Annotated in this window: 16 protein-coding genes; 10 read left to right on the top strand and 6 right to left on the bottom strand. The window is 71.8% G+C overall.

The features are described from left to right. Positions 1–5 precede the first annotated feature (5 nt). Complete coding sequence (gene hisN / locus OG322_RS11105) at positions 6–806, bottom strand: histidinol-phosphatase (RefSeq protein ID WP_123461540.1); 801 nt, start codon at positions 804–806, stop codon at positions 6–8. Between the two features lie 122 nt (positions 807–928). Between hisN and OG322_RS11100 the strand changes: the two genes are divergently transcribed. Beyond that, positions 929–1,558, top strand: a complete 630-nt coding sequence (locus OG322_RS11100) for a TetR/AcrR family transcriptional regulator (RefSeq protein WP_329306366.1) — start codon at positions 929–931, stop codon at positions 1,556–1,558. 11 nt (positions 1,559–1,569) lie between these two features. Here OG322_RS11100 and OG322_RS11095 read toward each other — a convergent pair whose 3' ends face one another. The 4 genes from OG322_RS11095 to OG322_RS11080 all read right to left on the bottom strand — a co-directional run bounded on the left by OG322_RS11095 (position 1,570) and on the right by OG322_RS11080 (position 5,155). Next, the gene (locus tag OG322_RS11095) at positions 1,570–1,893 is read right to left on the bottom strand and encodes a DMT family transporter (RefSeq protein WP_123461542.1); all 324 of its coding nucleotides are present in this window, start codon (positions 1,891–1,893) and stop codon (positions 1,570–1,572) included. A gap of 97 nt (positions 1,894–1,990) precedes the next feature. After that, positions 1,991–3,007: a ribosome small subunit-dependent GTPase A gene (gene rsgA / locus OG322_RS11090; RefSeq protein WP_123461543.1), complete on the bottom strand. Its 1,017-nt coding sequence runs from the start codon at positions 3,005–3,007 to the stop codon at positions 1,991–1,993. Between the two features lie 3 nt (positions 3,008–3,010). Next, positions 3,011–4,351, bottom strand: a complete 1,341-nt coding sequence (aroA, locus tag OG322_RS11085; protein ID WP_123461544.1) for a 3-phosphoshikimate 1-carboxyvinyltransferase — start codon at positions 4,349–4,351, stop codon at positions 3,011–3,013. A gap of 90 nt (positions 4,352–4,441) precedes the next feature. Continuing rightward, a complete protein-coding gene (locus tag OG322_RS11080) occupies positions 4,442–5,155 on the bottom strand; it encodes a M50 family metallopeptidase (RefSeq protein WP_123461545.1) in 714 nt (237 codons plus the stop codon). A 65-nt stretch (positions 5,156–5,220) separates the two neighbouring features. Between OG322_RS11080 and OG322_RS11075 the strand changes: the two genes are divergently transcribed. The 9 genes from OG322_RS11075 (at position 5,221) to OG322_RS11035 (ending at position 13,498) form a co-directional block, all read left to right on the top strand. Beyond that, entirely contained in the window at positions 5,221–6,036 is an 816-nt protein-coding gene (locus tag OG322_RS11075; protein WP_123461546.1) for an SOS response-associated peptidase, read from the top strand. A 50-nt stretch (positions 6,037–6,086) separates the two neighbouring features. Then, on the top strand, positions 6,087–6,737 hold the full coding sequence (locus OG322_RS11070) for an alpha/beta hydrolase family protein (protein WP_123461547.1): 651 nt from the start codon (positions 6,087–6,089) through the stop codon (positions 6,735–6,737). A gap of 273 nt (positions 6,738–7,010) precedes the next feature. Further along, a complete protein-coding gene (locus OG322_RS11065) occupies positions 7,011–7,667 on the top strand; it encodes a sigma-70 family RNA polymerase sigma factor (RefSeq protein WP_018105559.1) in 657 nt (218 codons plus the stop codon). After that, positions 7,664–7,984, top strand: a complete 321-nt coding sequence (gene rsrA / locus OG322_RS11060) for a mycothiol system anti-sigma-R factor (protein WP_123461549.1) — start codon at positions 7,664–7,666, stop codon at positions 7,982–7,984. The genes OG322_RS11065 and rsrA overlap by 4 nt, the downstream gene beginning before the upstream one ends. Before the next feature lie 104 nt (positions 7,985–8,088). Then, entirely contained in the window at positions 8,089–9,513 is a 1,425-nt protein-coding gene (locus OG322_RS11055; RefSeq protein ID WP_329306365.1) for an HD-GYP domain-containing protein, read from the top strand. Then, a complete protein-coding gene (locus tag OG322_RS11050; RefSeq protein ID WP_398911558.1) occupies positions 9,510–10,769 on the top strand; it encodes an HD-GYP domain-containing protein in 1,260 nt (419 codons plus the stop codon). Before OG322_RS11055 ends, OG322_RS11050 begins: the two co-directional genes overlap by 4 nt. 91 nt (positions 10,770–10,860) lie before the next feature. Next, entirely contained in the window at positions 10,861–11,853 is a 993-nt protein-coding gene (locus OG322_RS11045; protein WP_123461551.1) for a tetratricopeptide repeat protein, read from the top strand. Positions 11,854–11,959: 106 nt separating this feature from the next. After that, the gene (gene def / locus OG322_RS11040; protein WP_123461552.1) at positions 11,960–12,598 is read left to right on the top strand and encodes a peptide deformylase; all 639 of its coding nucleotides are present in this window, start codon (positions 11,960–11,962) and stop codon (positions 12,596–12,598) included. A 168-nt stretch (positions 12,599–12,766) separates the two neighbouring features. Continuing rightward, a complete protein-coding gene (locus OG322_RS11035; RefSeq protein ID WP_123461553.1) occupies positions 12,767–13,498 on the top strand; it encodes a D-Ala-D-Ala carboxypeptidase family metallohydrolase in 732 nt (243 codons plus the stop codon). Between the two features lie 52 nt (positions 13,499–13,550). Here OG322_RS11035 and OG322_RS11030 read toward each other — a convergent pair whose 3' ends face one another. After that, positions 13,551–15,461, bottom strand: coding sequence for a family 20 glycosylhydrolase (locus OG322_RS11030; RefSeq protein WP_329306364.1), 1,911 nt, complete (start codon positions 15,459–15,461; stop codon positions 13,551–13,553). Between the last annotated feature and the right edge of the window lie 63 nt (positions 15,462–15,524).

Here is a 15,524-nt window from a genome sequence, read left to right as displayed (position 1 = left end):
CGGGGTCAGTAGCGCTGGTTCAGATATCCCAGCAGTTCGTGGTGGAGCGTCCCGTTCGAGGCCGCCGCGTTGCCGCCGCCCGGTCCGGAGACCCCGTCCAGGCTGGTGAACCGGCCGCCCGCCTCCTCCACGATGATCGCGTTCGCCGCCATGTCCCAGAGCGAGAGCTCCGGCTCGGCACAGATGTCGACCGATCCCTCGGCGACCATCATGTACGGCCAGAAATCCCCGTACCCGCGGGTACGCCAGCAGGCCCGGGTCAGATCCATGAAGCCGTCGAGCCGGCCCTGCTCCTCCCAGCCGGTCAGGGAGGAGTACGCGAGCGACGCGTCCGCGATCCGTTCCACCTTCGACACGTGCAGCCGGGACGCCGAGGTCAGGCTGCGGCCGGAGAACGCCCCCGCGCCCTTCGCCGCCCACCAGCGCCGGTTCAGCGCGGGCGCGGACACCAGGCCGACGACCGGCTGGAAACCGTCCTCACCGGCCTCCATCAGCGAGATCAGCGTCGCCCAGACCGGCACACCGCGTACGTAGTTCTTGGTCCCGTCGATCGGGTCGATCACCCAGCGCCGGGGGCCGGTCCCCTCGATGCCGTACTCCTCGCCCAGAATCGCGTCGCGTGGGCGGGCCCGGTGCAGGTGGCCGCGGATCAGCTCCTCGGCGGCCTTGTCGGCCTCGGTCACCGGCGTCATGTCCGGCTTCGTCTCGACCTTCAGGTCCAGAGCCTTGAACCGGTCCATCGTCGTCGCGTCGGCGGCGTCCGCCAGCACGTGGGCGAGGCGCAGATCATCGTGGTAATCGGGCATGACCGTCACAGTATCGACCGCAGGTGAACAGAGCCACCAGGGCCCCGGACGCCGCCTGGACCCTTGACAGCGCCGGGGAGCGCGTCAACTCTGAAACACAGGCCCCGGCGTGGGAGGCAACGATGCCGACAGCGCGAGAAGCACTGCTGGACGCCGCCCACGCGGCCCTGGCCACCCGGCCCTGGCCGGCCGTGCGGATGGTCGATGTGGCAGCTGCCGCCGAGGTCTCCCGGCAGACCCTCTACAACGAGTTCGGCAGCAAGGACGGACTGGCCCGCGCCCTGGTCCGACGGGCCGCCGACGCCTATCTGGCCGGCGTCGAGCGGGCGCTGGGAACGGCCGGCGGCACCGGCGACAGACTGGCCGCCACCGCCGCTTGGACGGTCCGGGCCACCCGGACGAACGCACTGGTCAGAGGGTTGCTCACGGGTTGCTGGGAGGACCGGTTACCGCGCCCCGCCTGCTCCGCGCGCCCGGTCCGGCCGCCCGGCTCGCCCGTACCGGCGCAGCGCCGGGCCGACGCCGGACCGCCGACGCCCGCCGAACTGCTCGGCCAGGTCAGGGACCGCGCGGTGGCCGCCCTGGACGGGGGATGTTGGCCGCACGACCCGGCGGCCCTGGCCGTGACCTGCGAACTCGCGCTGCGGCTCGCTCTGTCGTACACACTGGTACCCCCGCACCCCGAAGTGGCGGGGGACGGGGCGCCGCTGGTGCGGGATGTGGTGGAGCGGGCTCCGGATTCCGTGACGTGAGCCGGCCGGTCTCAGTGCGAGGACCCCGAGAGCTGGAGCCCGATCACGCCGAGGATCACCAGCGAGATCGAGACCAGCTTGAGCGTGGAGACCACGTCGTCGAGGAAGATCATGCCGTAGATGGCGGTCCCCGCCGCGCCGATGCCGGTCCACACCGCGTAGGCGGGCCCGACGTCGAGCTTCTTCAGCGACATGGTCAGCAGACCGAAGCTGCCGAGCGCGAAGACGCAGAACGCGATGGTCGGCCAGAGCCGGGTGAAGCCGTGGGAGAGCTTCAGGCAGACGGCGAAGCCGGTCTCCAGAAGTCCCGCGACCACGACCAGCAGCCACGCCATCGTCAGTGCCCCTCCCGCATCGGTGACCGCCTCGTACCGCTGGGCGTGATTCGTGATTATGCATTTACCAGTGGCGAGTGATCGCAAACGTGCGCGATCAGTCGCCTTCGCGTCGCTCCCGGGTGGAGAGCAGCCGGCGCAGCGAGTCCAGCCGGGCCGGATCGGCGTGCCCCTCCGCCACCCAGGCGTCCAGCGCGCATTCCGGTTGCCGGCTGTCGTGGGTGCAGCCGCGCGGGCAGCCCTCGGTGCCGGGCTGGAGGTCGGGGAAGGCGTTGATGACCCGGGACGGGTCGATGTGGTGCAGGCCGAAGGAGCGGACGCCGGGGGTGTCGACCACCCAGCCCCGGTAGTCCGGCAGCGGCAGCGCAAGGGCCGAGGTGGTGGTGTGGCGGCCGCGCCCGGTGACCGCGTTGACCACTCCGGTCGTACGCCGCCTGTCCTTCGGCACCAGGGCGTTGACCAGCGTGGTCTTCCCGACGCCGGAGTGCCCGACGAAGGCCGTGATCCGGTCGTTCAGCTGCTCGCGGACCCGCTCCGCGGCGTCGCCGTTCTCCAGCTCCTCGCGGTTGGTGACGATGAACGGCACACCCAGCGGGGTGTACGCCTCCAGCAGCTTGTCCGGCGAGGCCAGATCGGACTTGGTCAGCACCAGGAGAGGGGAGAGCCCGCCGTCGTACGCGGCGACCAGACAGCGGTCGATCATGCGCGGACGGGGTTCCGGATCGGCCAGCGCGGTGACGATCGCGAGCTGGTCGGCGTTGGCGACGACCACCCGCTCGAACGGATCGTCGTCGTCCGCCGTCCGGCGCAGCACCGAACGGCGTTCACCGATGCGGACGATCCGGGCGAGGGTGTCCTTGTCGCCGGACAGATCACCGACGATGGAGACGGTGTCGCCCACCACCGCGGCCTTGCGGCCCAGCTCACGGGCCTTCATCGCGACGACCGTGCGGCCCTCGACGAGACAGGTGAGGCGGCCGCGGTCCACGGTGAGGACCATGCCGTCCTCGGCGTCCTCGTGCTTGGGGCGGATATGCGTACGAGGCCGGTTGCCCTTGCGGTTGGGGCGGACCCGGATGTCGTCCTCGTCGGGGTTCTTGCCGTAGCGGCGCATGTCTCAGGCCCCGAGCATTCGGGTCCACATCTGCGGGAAGTCCGGCAGGGTCTTGGCGGTGGTCGCCACGTTCTCGATCTCCACTCCGGGGACGGCAAGGCCGATGACCGACCCAGCGGTGGCCATCCGGTGGTCGTCGTACGTATGGAAGGTACCGCCGTGCAGCGGTCGCGGCCGGATGTGGAGGCCGTCCGCGGTCTCGGTGACCTCGCCGCCCAGCTCGTTGATCTCCTTGGTGAGCGCGGCCAGCCGGTCCGTCTCGTGCAGCCGCAGATGGGCCACGCCGCTCAGGGTGGAGGGGGAGTCGGCCAGGGCCGCGACCGCCGCGATGCCGGGGGTCAGCTCGCCGACCTCGCCGAGATCGACGTCGATGCCGTGGATCCGGCCGGAGCCGGTGAAGGTGAGTCCGTGCTCGGTCAGCTCGCAGCTGCCGCCCATGGCGGTGAAGATGTCGCGCAGCGCGTCACCGGGCTGTGTGGTGCGCAGCGGCCAGTCCGGCACGGTGACCCGGCCGCCGGTGACCAGCGCCGCGGCCAGGAACGGCTGGGCGTTGGAGAGGTCCGGCTCGATGGTCAGGTCGCGGCCGAGCAGTGCCGAGGGGGAGACCCGCCAGACGTTCGCTTCGCCGCCCGTCTCCGGCTCGTCGACCTGGGCGCCGACGGCCCGCAGCATGTCGACCGTCATCCGGATGTGCGGCATGGACGGGAGCCGGGCGCCGGTGTGACGCACCTCCACACCCTGGTTGAAGCGCGGCGCCGACAGCAGCAGCGCCGAGACGAACTGGGAGGACGAGGACGCGTCGATCGCGACCGGGCCGCCGTCCAGCGCACCGCCGCCGTGCACGGTCATCGGCAGCGAGCCGCGGCCGTCGTCGTCGATCCGGGCACCCAGCACCCGCAGGGCGTCGATCACCCCGTTCAGCGGGCGCTCGTAGGAGCGCAGGTCGCCGTCGAAGTGGACCGGGCCGTCGGCGAGGGCCGCGACCGGGGGCAGGAAGCGCATGACCGTGCCGGCGTTGCCGACATCGATGGTGACCGGGCCGTGCAGACCGGCCGGGATGACCCGCCAGGCCTCGCCCGAGCCGTCCGGGCCGCCCGCGGCCGACGAGCTGGAGGACACCGTCTCCTCGATGCCGACGCCCATCGCGCGCAGCGCGTCGGCCATCAGCAGGGTGTCGCGGGAGCGCAGCGGGCGGCGCAGCCAGCCCGGCTCCGAGGAGAGCGCGGCCAGCACCAGCGCGCGATTGGTGACCGACTTCGATCCGGGCACGGTGACGGTCGCGTCGACGGCTCCGCTCGCGTGAGGGGCGGGCCAGAGGGCGGGGTGCACGGAACTTTCGGTCATGGGGTCACTTTAATGGCTCTCCGCAAACCCGGATCTTGATCAAACATGCCGAAACCGGGATGTAACGCGGCAGTGGTAAGGGAAGCGAGGTCACAGGCCCAGCAGCCAGCGCCCGCCGCCGATCAGCGAGCAGAGCGACACGGCGTGGAACAGGAAGAGCCACAGCGCGGCCGGTACGTCCGTCAGCCGTGACAGCTGGTCCGCGTCCGAGTCCGGCGCACCGCCGTGCCGCCGCTTGGACTGCAGCTCGAACGCCGGACGCACGCCGCCCAGCAGCAGGAACCAGACCGCGCCGTACGCGAACACCGACTGCCAGGCGGGCGAGGCCAGCCACGACATCAGCAGGAAGAGCGAACCGGTGAAAATCACCGTCAGCGCCCCGTACACATTGCGGATCATCACCAGCATCACCGCGAGCAGCGCCGTGGCCAGCCAGAGCAGCAGGGTGATCCGGCCGTTGACCAGCAGCCACGCGCCGCCGAGCCCCAGCAGCGATGGCGCGGTGTAGCCCGCCGCCGCGGTCAGCACCATGCCGATGCCGGTCGGCTTGCCGCGGCTCACCGTCAGCCCGCTGGTGTCCGAGTGCAGCCGGATGCCCGAGAGCTGCCGCCCGGTGAGCAGCGCGACCAGCCCGTGACCGCCCTCGTGGGCGATGGTGATCGCGTTGCGGGTCAGCCGCCATATGAAATTGGGCACGACGGCGATGAGCGCGGCCGTGGCGGTCACCACGACCAGCCACTGCTCGGGGGCCGGCTGGGTGCCGAAGACGCGGTCCCACAGATTGCCGAGATCGGTGCTGTCCATGGCGCGGGCGGCTCCTTGCGGTATTGACGTCCGGTCGGGATGACGGTCGTGGCAGTCTGGCACTTATGTGCGGACGGTATGCAGCGAGTCGGCGGCCCGAGGATCTGACCGGACTCTTCCAGGTGGAGAAGTGGGAACCGGCCGAGACGCTGGAGCCCGATTACAACGTGGCGCCGACCAAGGAGGTCTACGCCGTACTGGAGCGTCCGGTGAAAGACGCGGATGACCAGCGTCCGGTTCGCCAGCTGCGCGCACTGAAATGGGGGCTCGTCCCCTCCTGGGCCAAATCGCCGGAGGGCGGCGCCCGGATGATCAACGCCCGCGCCGAGACGGTGCACGAGAAGCCGTCTTTCCGCCGTCCCTTCGTCTCGCGGCGCTGCATCCTGCCGGCCGACGGCTATTACGAGTGGGTGACCGGCAGCGAGGAACGGCAGCTGGAGGAGAAGGGACGCCGGAAGCGGCCCCGCAAGCAGCCGTACTTCGTGACCCCCGCCGACGGATCGGTCTTCGCCATGGCCGGTCTGTACGAGTTCTGGCGCGACCGGACCCTGCCGGACGACCATCCGCAGGCCTGGTGGGTGACCTGCTCGGTGATCACGACCGAGGCGGAGACGAGCCCGCTCGCCGTCGCCCCGGCCGAGGGCCCGGCCACGCTCGCCGACATCCACCCCCGGATGCCGCTGATGCTCACCCCGGACCGCTGGGACGACTGGCTGGACCCCTCGCACACCGACATCGAGGAGCTGCGGGGGCTGCTCGCACCGCCGCCCGGCGGGCTGATGCGGGCCTACCCGGTGGCCACCGCCGTCAGCAACGTCCGCAACAACGGCCCCGAGCTGTTGGACGAGCTGGCCGCGCCCGAGGTCAGCACGCTCTTCTGAGACCCGGGTCGTACCGGTGCCGGCCGCACCGGCCTTGGTTGGATGGGCCCGTGAAAGCCACCGAGACAGCCCCACGCACCGAAACGGTCGACACCGAGGCCGGGACCGCCCGGATCAGCTGGCTGCCCGCGCGCGAACCCCGCCTCCTGCTTGCCCTCGGCCACGGCGCCGGCGGCGGCATCGAGGCCCGTGACCTGCGGGCGCTGGCCGCCGCGCTGCCCGCCCACGGGGTGAGCGTCGCTCTGGTGGAGCAGCCCTGGCGGGTCGCCGGGAAGAAGCTCGCGCCCGCCCCGAAGACCCTGGACACCGGCTGGCGCGGCCTGTGGCCGGTCCTGGCGGCTTCCGGGCTCCCGGTCGTCGCCGCGGGACGCAGTGCCGGGGCCCGGGTGGCCTGCCGCACGGCGTCCGGACTCGGCGCCCGTGCGGTCCTCGCACTCAGCTTCCCGCTGCACCCCCCGGGCCGGCCGGAGAAGTCCCGCAAGGACGAACTCCTGGCCTCCGGCGTACCCACCCTCGTCGTCCAGGGCGGCAACGACCCGTTCGGCAGGCCCGCCGAATTCCCCCCGGGGGAGTACCGGATCGCCGAGGTGCCGCACGGGGACCACGGCTTCGCCGTACCGAAGCGGTCGGGGGTGACCGAGGATCAGGCGATGGAGATCCTCACCTCGGCCGTGACCGGATGGCTGGCCGGAATCGTGTGACGTACGGCCCGGGAATGTTGGGCGGGGGGCCACTGTTGTGTGGGATGTCGGTACACCAACGTCGTCTGTGGAGAGGGAGTCCGTCGCATGGGTTCGACCATCTGCCCGCGTCGCTCGAACGCCGCTGACCTGGAGTGGACAGTGCTGCATGCGGCCAAGACCACATCCGAGCGGGCACTGAGCGGATCGGATCGACAGCCCGCGCCGGACCAAGGTCGACTATTCTCCGATTCGAGCGGGTCCGGTTTCGGCACCGCCACAGCGTTGGAGGAGGTGGGTCCGGTCACTGGGACCGACACAGGGACCGACGACGGCCGCCCGCAGGAGACGACCGCCGAGCGCAACGCGCGCTTCGAGCGCGATGCCCTCGGTTTCCTCGACCAGATGTACTCGGCCGCGCTGCGCATGACGCGCAACCCCGCGGATGCCGAGGACCTGGTCCAGGAGACGTACGCCAAGGCATACGGCTCCTTCCACCAGTTCCGTGAGGGAACCAACCTCAAGGCGTGGATGTACCGCATCCTCACCAACACGTTCATCAACTCGTACCGCAAGAAGCAGCGCGAACCCCAGCGCAGTGCCGCCGAGGAGATCGAGGACTGGCAGCTGGCCCGCGCCGAGTCGCACATGTCGACCGGTCTGCGCTCCGCCGAGTCCCAGGCCCTCGACCACCTGCCCGACTCCGATGTGAAGTCTGCTCTGCAGGCGATTCCCGAAGAGTTCCGCATCGCGGTCTATCTCGCCGATGTAGAGGGCTTTGCCTACAAGGAGATCGCGGACATCATGGGGACTCCCATCGGTACGGTGATGTCCCGACTGCACCGGGGCCGCCGTCAACTGCGCGGCATGCTGGAGGACTACGCCCGTGACCGCGGGCTCGTCCCGGCGGGTGCCGGTGAGTCGGACGATCGGAAAGGCTCGGGCTCATGAGCTGCGGAGAGCCGCACGAGACGGATTGCTCAGAGGTCCTTGACCACCTCTACGAGTTCCTCGACCGGGAGATGCCGGACAGCGACTGCACCAAGTTCGAGACGCACTTCGGTGAGTGCTCCCCCTGCCTGGAGAAGTACGGGCTGGAGCAGGCCGTGAAGAAGCTGGTCAAGCGCTGCTGCGGTCAGGACGACGTGCCGACCGACCTGCGCTCCAAGGTGATGGGGCGGATCGACCTGATCCGCTCCGGCCAGGCGGTGCCCGAGCAGGACGTGTCGGTCTCCGGCGCCGAGCTGCCGGCCACCGCCAAGGAATGACGCATCACCCGAACGTGCTAATCGCGGCCGTCGGCCCTCAGCCGGGACGCCCAACTCGCTAGCCTGGCGCATCCATTGGCGATGCTGGGGGGCGGGCGGAACGGGTGAGAGCCTCACGCGGCGCGGCGCGGGCGTACATCCTGGCCGTCTCGCTCTGCGCCACCCTGTGCGTGCTGCCCGCGCTGCGTCCCGGCGCAGGCACCCCGTGGACCACCCTCGGACTGCTCACCGGGCTCTACCTGGTCTGCGAACTTCCCGGCCGCCGCCCCTTCTTCGGCAGCTCCGTGCCGGTCAGTGCCGGATCGTTCTTCCCGTTGCTGCTCGCCGCCGCCTTTCTGCTGCCGCCGGCCGCCGCGGCGCTGGTCGCGATACCCGGCTCGCTCGTCGGCCGGGTGGAGAAACCCCCGGTCGCCGCCCGCCGCGTCTGGCGGGCGGCGCAGCTCGTCCTCACCGTCCGGGTCGCCTCCGGCGTCCACGCCCTGCTCGGCGGTCCCGCCGCGCTCGGCGGCTCCGGACCCGGGCGGCTGCCCGAACTCCCGTACGCGCTGCTGCCCGCCTGCGCGGCGGCTCTGGCCTTCAGCCTCGTGCTGAGCGCGCTGGACGGTTCGATCCTGGCCGCCGCCGAGCACCTGCCCGTCCGGCGCGCCTGGAGCGGGCTGCTGCCGCGCTCGCTCGGCCCGCACCTCGTGCACGGCCTCGCCGGACTGATGATGGCGGTCCTGTGGAGCAGTTCGTACGGGCCGCTGGCCGCGCTCTTCGTCCTGCTGCCGATGTACATCTCCGGCTGGGCCTTCGCCCAGTACCACCGCCAGCACGCCGCGCACCGCGCCACGATCAGGGCCCTGGTGCAGGCCGTCGACATCAAGGACACCTACACCCGGGGCCACAGCGAGCGGGTGGGGCGCGCCTGCGTGCTGATCGCCCATGAGCTGGGCATGGCCCGGGACCGCGTCGAAGTGCTCCGGTTCGCCGGCATCCTGCACGACGTCGGCAAGCTCGGCGTGCCGACCCGGGTGCTGCGCAAGGACGGGCCGCTGACACCCCAGGAGCGGCGGGTGATCGAACTGCACCCGGAGTACGGGCACGAGATCGTCCGCGGCATCGGCTTCCTCGGCGAGGCGCGCGCCGCGATCCTGCACCACCACGAACGGCTCGACGGCAGCGGGTACCCGTACGGGCTCGCCGGCCGCGAGATCCCCGAGTTCGCCCGCGTGGTCGCCGTCGCCGACGCCTTCGACGCGATGACCTCGACCCGGTCCTACCGGCGGGGGCGTCCGGTGCCGGTCGCCGTGGAGGAGCTCAAGCGGTGTGCCGGTACCCAGTTCGATCCGCAGATGGTGCGGGCGCTGGCGCGCGGCCTGGAGCGGCACGGGTGGTCGGGGGCGGCGTCGGCCGTGACGGCGGACGACGGGCGGCTGCCGGTGCCGGTGTCACGGGGCGGGGGTACCGGGCGGGACGCGGATGCGGTGGCCGCCCGGGGGCCGGTCCGTCCTCGGCCGCCGGACGGGACCGGGGGCCGTTCCCGGTGAGCCGGCAGCGGCCCCGGCTGCCCCCGGCCACCCTGGCGGTGCGCGGCGCCGCCCTCGCGCTCACCGGCGCCGCGCTGGGACACACCCTGTGGCACGGGGTCCACGGCCCCGGCCACGCCCTCGCCTTCGGGGTGCTCATCACCATCGGCGAGCTGGCCCGCTGGGGCGCCCTCCCCGGGGAACGGGAGCCCGCGCCCCTCGGCGCTGCCGGAGCCCTCGCGTACGCCCTGCTCGGCCGCAGCGGCGGGGAGCCCACCGGCCAGGACGCCCTCCAGGTGATCGCCGTGCTCGTCGCCGCCCAGCTCGTCGCCTCCGTGCCCCATGTGGCACGCGGCAGCGGGCCCGGCCCGGACCAGGTGGCCCGCCGCATCCTGACCGTCGCCTTCGCGGCCGTGTGCTTCCAGCCGCTGTACAACTCCGGCCGGTCCGAGAGCTGGTTCGGCGACGGGCCGTACTACGCGGCCTTCCTGCTCCTGCTGCTCGGCCTCACCGCGCTGTGCGACGCCGTTCTGGGCGCCCTGCTGCTGAGGGCCGGCACGCCCGTCCCGTACGGCCCGCTGCTCCGCGACGAGCTGCGGGCCCTGATCGGCATCGGATCGGCGGTCTGCGCGACCGGCGCGGTCATGGCGCTCGGTGTCGCCGCGGCCGGGCTGTGGGCGCTGCCCGTCCTGTGCGTACCGCTGCTGCTCACCCAGCTGTCGTTCCGCCGCTTCGTCGCCGTGCGCACCATCTACCGGCAGACCATCACCTCGCTCGCCCGCTGCACGGAGATCGCCGGATACACCCCGCACGGCCATGCCCGCAGGGTGGCGGCGCTCTGCTCGGCCGTCGGCCGCGAGCTGGGGCTTTCCGGGCCCGAGCTCACGGTCCTGGAGTACGCGGCCCTGATGCACGACATCGGCCAGCTCTCGCTCGTCGACCCGGTCCCGGAGGGGGCCACCGCCACGCTGCCCGCCGCCGAGCAGCGCCGGATCGCGCTGCTCGGCGGGGCCGTGGTCCGCCAGACCGGGGTCGACGCGAAGGTCGCCGTCGTGGTGGAGCGGCAGGCGGACCCCTACCGCGAGCAGCCGCTGTCGGCCAGGATCGTCAGGGCGGTCAACGCATACGACGACCTGTGCGGGGAAAGTATCGGCGGGCCGCTCGGCGCGCTGGAACAGCTCAGGCTCGGGACCGGCCACGACTACCAGCCCCAGGTCGTGGAATCGCTCGCCCGGGTTCTGGCCAGGGGCGGTCTGACCCCCGTCCCACCTGGGTAACCCATGGGTAATGAGCGAGCGTCCGGCCGGGCATGGTTGGATGCGAAGGAGAGCGGAAAACGAGGGTGTCCAGTCGGGACAGGCGGGAATCGTGAGGATCTTCGGGAAGGTACGGCATCGGCCGTCCGCCTCTTGGCGGCAGGCCACGGACCGCGCGTTCACGCTGATCGGCGACGGCCGGTACGAGGACGCGGGCGCGTTGCTGACACGTGCGGCGGACCTGGAGCCCTGGCTCTCCGAGTCATGGTTCAACCTGGCGCTGCTGCACAAGTTCCGGCATGACTGGGAGCAGGCGCGGGCCGCCGGCCTGCGGGCCGTCGCGCTGCTCGACAAGGAGTCCGGCGCCCCGGACTGGTGGAATGTCGGGATCGCCGCCACCGCGCTGCAGGACTGGCCGCTGGCGCGCCGGGCCTGGCAGGCGTACGGGCTGAAGGTGCCCGGCGGCGGGCAGCAGACCCCGGCGTCCAACAGCGAGCCGGTCGGGATGGAGCTGGGCAGCGCGGCCGTGCGGCTGTCGCCCGAGGGCGAGGCCGAGGTCGTGTGGGGCCGCAGGCTGGACCCGGCGCGGATGGAGGTGCTGTCGATCCCGCTGCCGTCCTCCGGGCGGCGCTGGGGCGAGGTCGTGCTGCACGACGGGGTGCCGAACGGCGAGCGGATCACCGCGGCGGGGCCCTCGTACCCCGTCTTCGACGAGATCGAGCTGTGGGCGCCGTCCCCCGTGCCGACCTGGGTGGTGCTCCTCGAAGCTGCCACCGAGGCGGACCGGGACGCCCTGGAGCAGCTGGCGTCCGACGCCGGTTTCGCCGCCGAGGACTGGTCCTCGTCCGTCCGGCTGCTCTGCCGGGCCTGCTCGGAGAGCCGGATGGAGAGCGACGAGGGCGACGGCGAGCACCTCGACCCGCACGACCACAGTGAGCCGGGCCACCCCGGCCCGCTGAGGCACCGCACCGCCGGTGAGCTGTGGGTGCCGGAGCGTGAGTGCGGCCTGGCGGCGCCCGCCGGGCTGGTGCGCGGCCTGCTGGACGGCTGGGTGGCGGACAGCCCGGACAGCCGTGAGTGGCGGGATCTCGAAGAAGTCTGCTGACCGGTGCCCGTAGGCTGTACGGGCACCGATTCCGGTGCTCGGGCGCCCGGGTTCTCGCGAGCCGCGGACCCCGGGTTTCACGTTGTGAGGAAGGCGTACGGCGGACATGGCGCAGCAGGAGACGGACGAGCAGATCAGCGTCGACGACGAGGGCTTCCTCGTCGACACCGAGGACTGTGAGGCGCGTGAGGCGGCATACCGCGAGCGCGGCACCTCGCACCCGATCACGGTCGTGGGCAACCCCGTCCTGCACAAGGAGTGCAAGGACGTCACCGTGTTCGACGACAAGCTGGCCACGCTGATCGACGACATGTTCGCCAGCCAGCGGACGGCGGAGGGCGTGGGCCTGGCCGCCAACCAGATCGGGGTCGACCTCAAGGTCTTCGTCTACGACTGCCCGGACGACGACGGGGTGCGGCACACCGGCGTCATCTGCAACCCGGTGCTGGACGAGCTCCCGCCCGAGCAGCGCGTGCTGGACGACGCCAACGAGGGCTGCCTCTCGGTCCCGACGGCGTACGCCTCGCTGGCCCGCCCGGACTACGCGGTGGTGCGCGGACAGGACGCGAAGGGCAACCCGGTCAAGGTGCGGGGCGACGGCTACTTCGCCCGCTGCCTCCAGCACGAGACGGACCACCTGTACGGCTACCTGTACATCGACCGGCTCTCCAAGCGCGACCGCAAGGACGCGCTCCGGCAGATGGAGGAGAACACCCCGCGCTACGAGATCGTGCCGAACGGCTGAACCGGCTGAGCGCGCAGCCGCGCGGGGGCCCTGTACCGGTACGCCGGGGCAGGGCCCCCGCGGCGTCGCCGGACCGTCAACAGCCCTTCTCCTGTGCATAGTTGACGCGCGTCGACTCGTCCGACAGTCTCTCTGTCCACACCTTCGTCGTGGTAGGGAGCCCCCCCCATGCTCAGACGTTCCGCAAGACTTCTGCTCGGCCTTGTCATGACCATGGCTTTCGCCTTGGGCGGGGCCGTGGCCACGGCCGGCACCGCACAGGCCGACGGCTGTTACACCTGGACCCGCACCCTGTCCCCGGGCGCCACCGGCAACGATGTCGTCCAGCTCCAGATCAGGGTCGCCGGATATCCCGGATACAACTCCGTACTCGCCGTCGACGGCTCCTACGGACCGGCCACCACGGCTGCCGTCAAGCGCTTCCAGGCCGCCTACGGACTGGCCGCCGACGGCGTCGCGGGCCCGGCCACCCAGGCCAAGCTCTATGCCCTCCAGGACGACGACTGCACGCCCGTCCACTTCACCTATGCCGAGCACAACACCTGCAACAGCACCTGGGCGGGTGGTGCCGTCGCGGCAGGCACGGCGAAAGCCAACGCGCTGAGCACCATGTGGAAGCTGGAGGCGCTGCGCCACGCGCTCGGTGACCACCCCATCAGGATCAACAGCGGCTTCCGCTCCACGGCCTGCAACAGCGCGGTCGGCGGCGCGGCCGGCAGCCGCCATCTGTACGGCGACGCGGCCGATCTCGGCGGACTCCCCCTGTGCACCATCGCCCAGCAGGCCCGCAACCACGGGTTCAACGGGATCCTCGGCCCGGGCTACCCGGACCACGGCGATCACATCCACGTGAACCAGGGGCCGAGCCACTTCTGGTCGGCGCCGAACTGCGGTATCTGACCTCCGGCACACGTGTGGGGCCCGCCGCACCGGCGGGCCCCACAGTCGCGCGTCAGGCGGACTTCGCCGTCAGGCGCGTCCCGCCCGTCGTCTGCACCGCGGCTCCGTCCGCGGCCCGCTCCGTCAGCCGCAGCTGCGAGACGGCGTTGCGCAGGACCAGTGCGCCGGTCCCGGCGTCCAGCTGCCAGCGCTGGGTGCGCGCGCCCGCCGAGCAGGCCCCGAGCGACAGCTCGGCCCCCACCTCCAGCGGGGCGCCCAGGTACTTCTTCCCGCGCACCGCGTCCAGGCACAGGCCGTTCTCCGCGGAGCGGACGGTGTAGTACCCGTCGGCGGTCGCCGTCAGCGTCCAGGAGGCCGCCCGGCCCCGGGTCAGGGACACCCCGGAGTCCGCGCCGGGCGCGAGCGCTTTCGCGCCGGCCGTCAGCCGGTAGGTGCCGTCGGCGAGCGGGGTGCGGTCGGTGTTCTCCCAGCCGGGCGCGTGACCGATCCGACGGGCCAGGGCCTCGAAACCGGCGTACGTCCCACTGGGCTTCGGGCCGCCCCAGGTGGCCTGTGCGATGAAGCGCAGCGGCATGAAGACCTTCGCCTCGACCTCGTTCTCGGTCTCGGCCGCCGCGCTGTCGGGCCACAGGCTGATCTTCGCGCCGGTCAGGTTCGCCGCGGTGGCGGGCAGCGTCTGGCCCTCGAAGCGCAGGGGCGTCCAGTCGCTCTCGTACAGCTTCTGGGTCTGCGTCGTGTAGCCGCCGCGCACCAGGTAGAGGGAGTACGCGGAGTTCATCACCGGACGGCCCTCGGCCAGCAGCTCGGACGGCTGCTGGATGGCGCCGCCGCCCAGCCAGTGCTCGACAGCGATGTCGCGGTCCAGCGGCACGATGCCGTTGTGGCCGACCAGCCCGTCGTTCCAGATCCGCAGCGACCGGCCGCCGGCCTTCACCTGCGCGTTGACCTGGTTGATGAAGTCGACGAAGAGATCGTCGGGGGTGGCCGACGCGCCGAACTTCGCGGTCGCGGCGGTCTGCAGCTGCGGGTAGTCCGGATACGAGGAGCCGATCATGTACTCATCGGCGCCCATGTGCCAGGTGCGGGTGTCCCACACCTTCAGGGCCTCGTCCACCAGGGACGTGTAGTACGTCAGCGCCTCGGGCCGTGAGATGTCCAGCCGGGGCGGCGAGGCGACGCCGTCCTTGTCCTTGAGCTGGAGCTCCGGGTGGTTCTCCAGGTAGGTGTCCATGTGGCCGGGGGAGTTGATCTCCGGCACCAGGTCGATGTGGTACTTCTTCGCCATCGCGGCCAGGGTGCGGATCTGCGGCTTGGTGTAGTAGCCCCAGAACGCCGACTCCGGGTCGGTGTCGCTCCTGACCTTCGCCTCGATCCAGAGCTGGTTGAGCTTCTGGGAGGCCATGTCCTTCATCAGCCGCTCGAACCACGGGAGCGAGACGTTGATGTAGCAGGCGCAGACCCCGACCCCGCGCTCGCGGTACGCGGGCACATCGGTCGCCGAGCCCCGTGCCGCGCGGCCGTCGTCGTTCAGCAGCTGGAGCACGGTGCGCGAACCGTAGAACACCCCCGTGGAGGTCGCGGCGGTGACCGTGATCCGGTCGCCGACTTCGAGCCGGTAGCCCTCCGCGCCCAACGACCCCCTCAGGGAGGCGTCCTGGCGCAGCACGATATCCCCGGACCGGGCGGTGGACCGGCCCCGCGACACCGAGGGGTGCCCGTTCAGCTCACCCGCGAACCTCTTCGCGTCGGCGCTGGTGCGCTGCTCCCGCACCCCGTCCAGCACGATCCTGGCCCGGTCGGTGAGGGTGAACTCCCCCTCACCGGGCTGCCACTGCCGCAGCGAGGGCAGCACCTCGGGCCCAGGCGCCGCCGCGGCTCCGTCCACCGCCGCGGCGCTCTGCCAGGGCAGCAGAGCGGCGGCGAGCGCGGCCACCACGGCTCCGATGGTCCTTCGTCTTGCCATCCGGATGTCCATGCGTCAGACCCTGGTGCCTCGCCGGGGCCCGGTCCATGGACAGGTGAGGGA

The sequence above is a fragment of the Streptomyces sp. NBC_01260 genome, assembly GCF_036226405.1.
Lineage (GTDB): Bacteria > Actinomycetota > Actinomycetes > Streptomycetales > Streptomycetaceae > Streptomyces > Streptomyces laculatispora.
The sequence above is the reverse complement of the archived record's forward strand: the minus strand, read 5'-3'. Positions and strand labels throughout refer to the sequence as shown.

Bases quoted from the DNA above. Each gene is read 5' to 3' on its own strand.
- hisN (WP_123461540.1), bottom strand. From the start codon at position 806: ATGCCCGATTACCACGATGATCTGCGCCTCGCCCACGTGCTGGCGGAC.
- OG322_RS11100 (WP_329306366.1), top strand. From the start codon at position 929: ATGCCGACAGCGCGAGAAGCACTGCTGGACGCCGCCCACGCGGCCCTG.
- OG322_RS11095 (WP_123461542.1), bottom strand. From the start codon at position 1,893: ATGGCGTGGCTGCTGGTCGTGGTCGCGGGACTTCTGGAGACCGGCTTC.
- rsgA (WP_123461543.1), bottom strand. From the start codon at position 3,007: ATGCGCCGCTACGGCAAGAACCCCGACGAGGACGACATCCGGGTCCGC.
- aroA (WP_123461544.1), bottom strand. From the start codon at position 4,351: ATGACCGAAAGTTCCGTGCACCCCGCCCTCTGGCCCGCCCCTCACGCG.
- OG322_RS11080 (WP_123461545.1), bottom strand. From the start codon at position 5,155: ATGGACAGCACCGATCTCGGCAATCTGTGGGACCGCGTCTTCGGCACC.
- OG322_RS11075 (WP_123461546.1), top strand. From the start codon at position 5,221: ATGTGCGGACGGTATGCAGCGAGTCGGCGGCCCGAGGATCTGACCGGA.
- rsrA (WP_123461549.1), top strand. From the start codon at position 7,664: ATGAGCTGCGGAGAGCCGCACGAGACGGATTGCTCAGAGGTCCTTGAC.
- def (WP_123461552.1), top strand. From the start codon at position 11,960: ATGGCGCAGCAGGAGACGGACGAGCAGATCAGCGTCGACGACGAGGGC.
- OG322_RS11035 (WP_123461553.1), top strand. From the start codon at position 12,767: ATGCTCAGACGTTCCGCAAGACTTCTGCTCGGCCTTGTCATGACCATG.
- OG322_RS11030 (WP_329306364.1), bottom strand. From the start codon at position 15,461: ATGGCAAGACGAAGGACCATCGGAGCCGTGGTGGCCGCGCTCGCCGCC.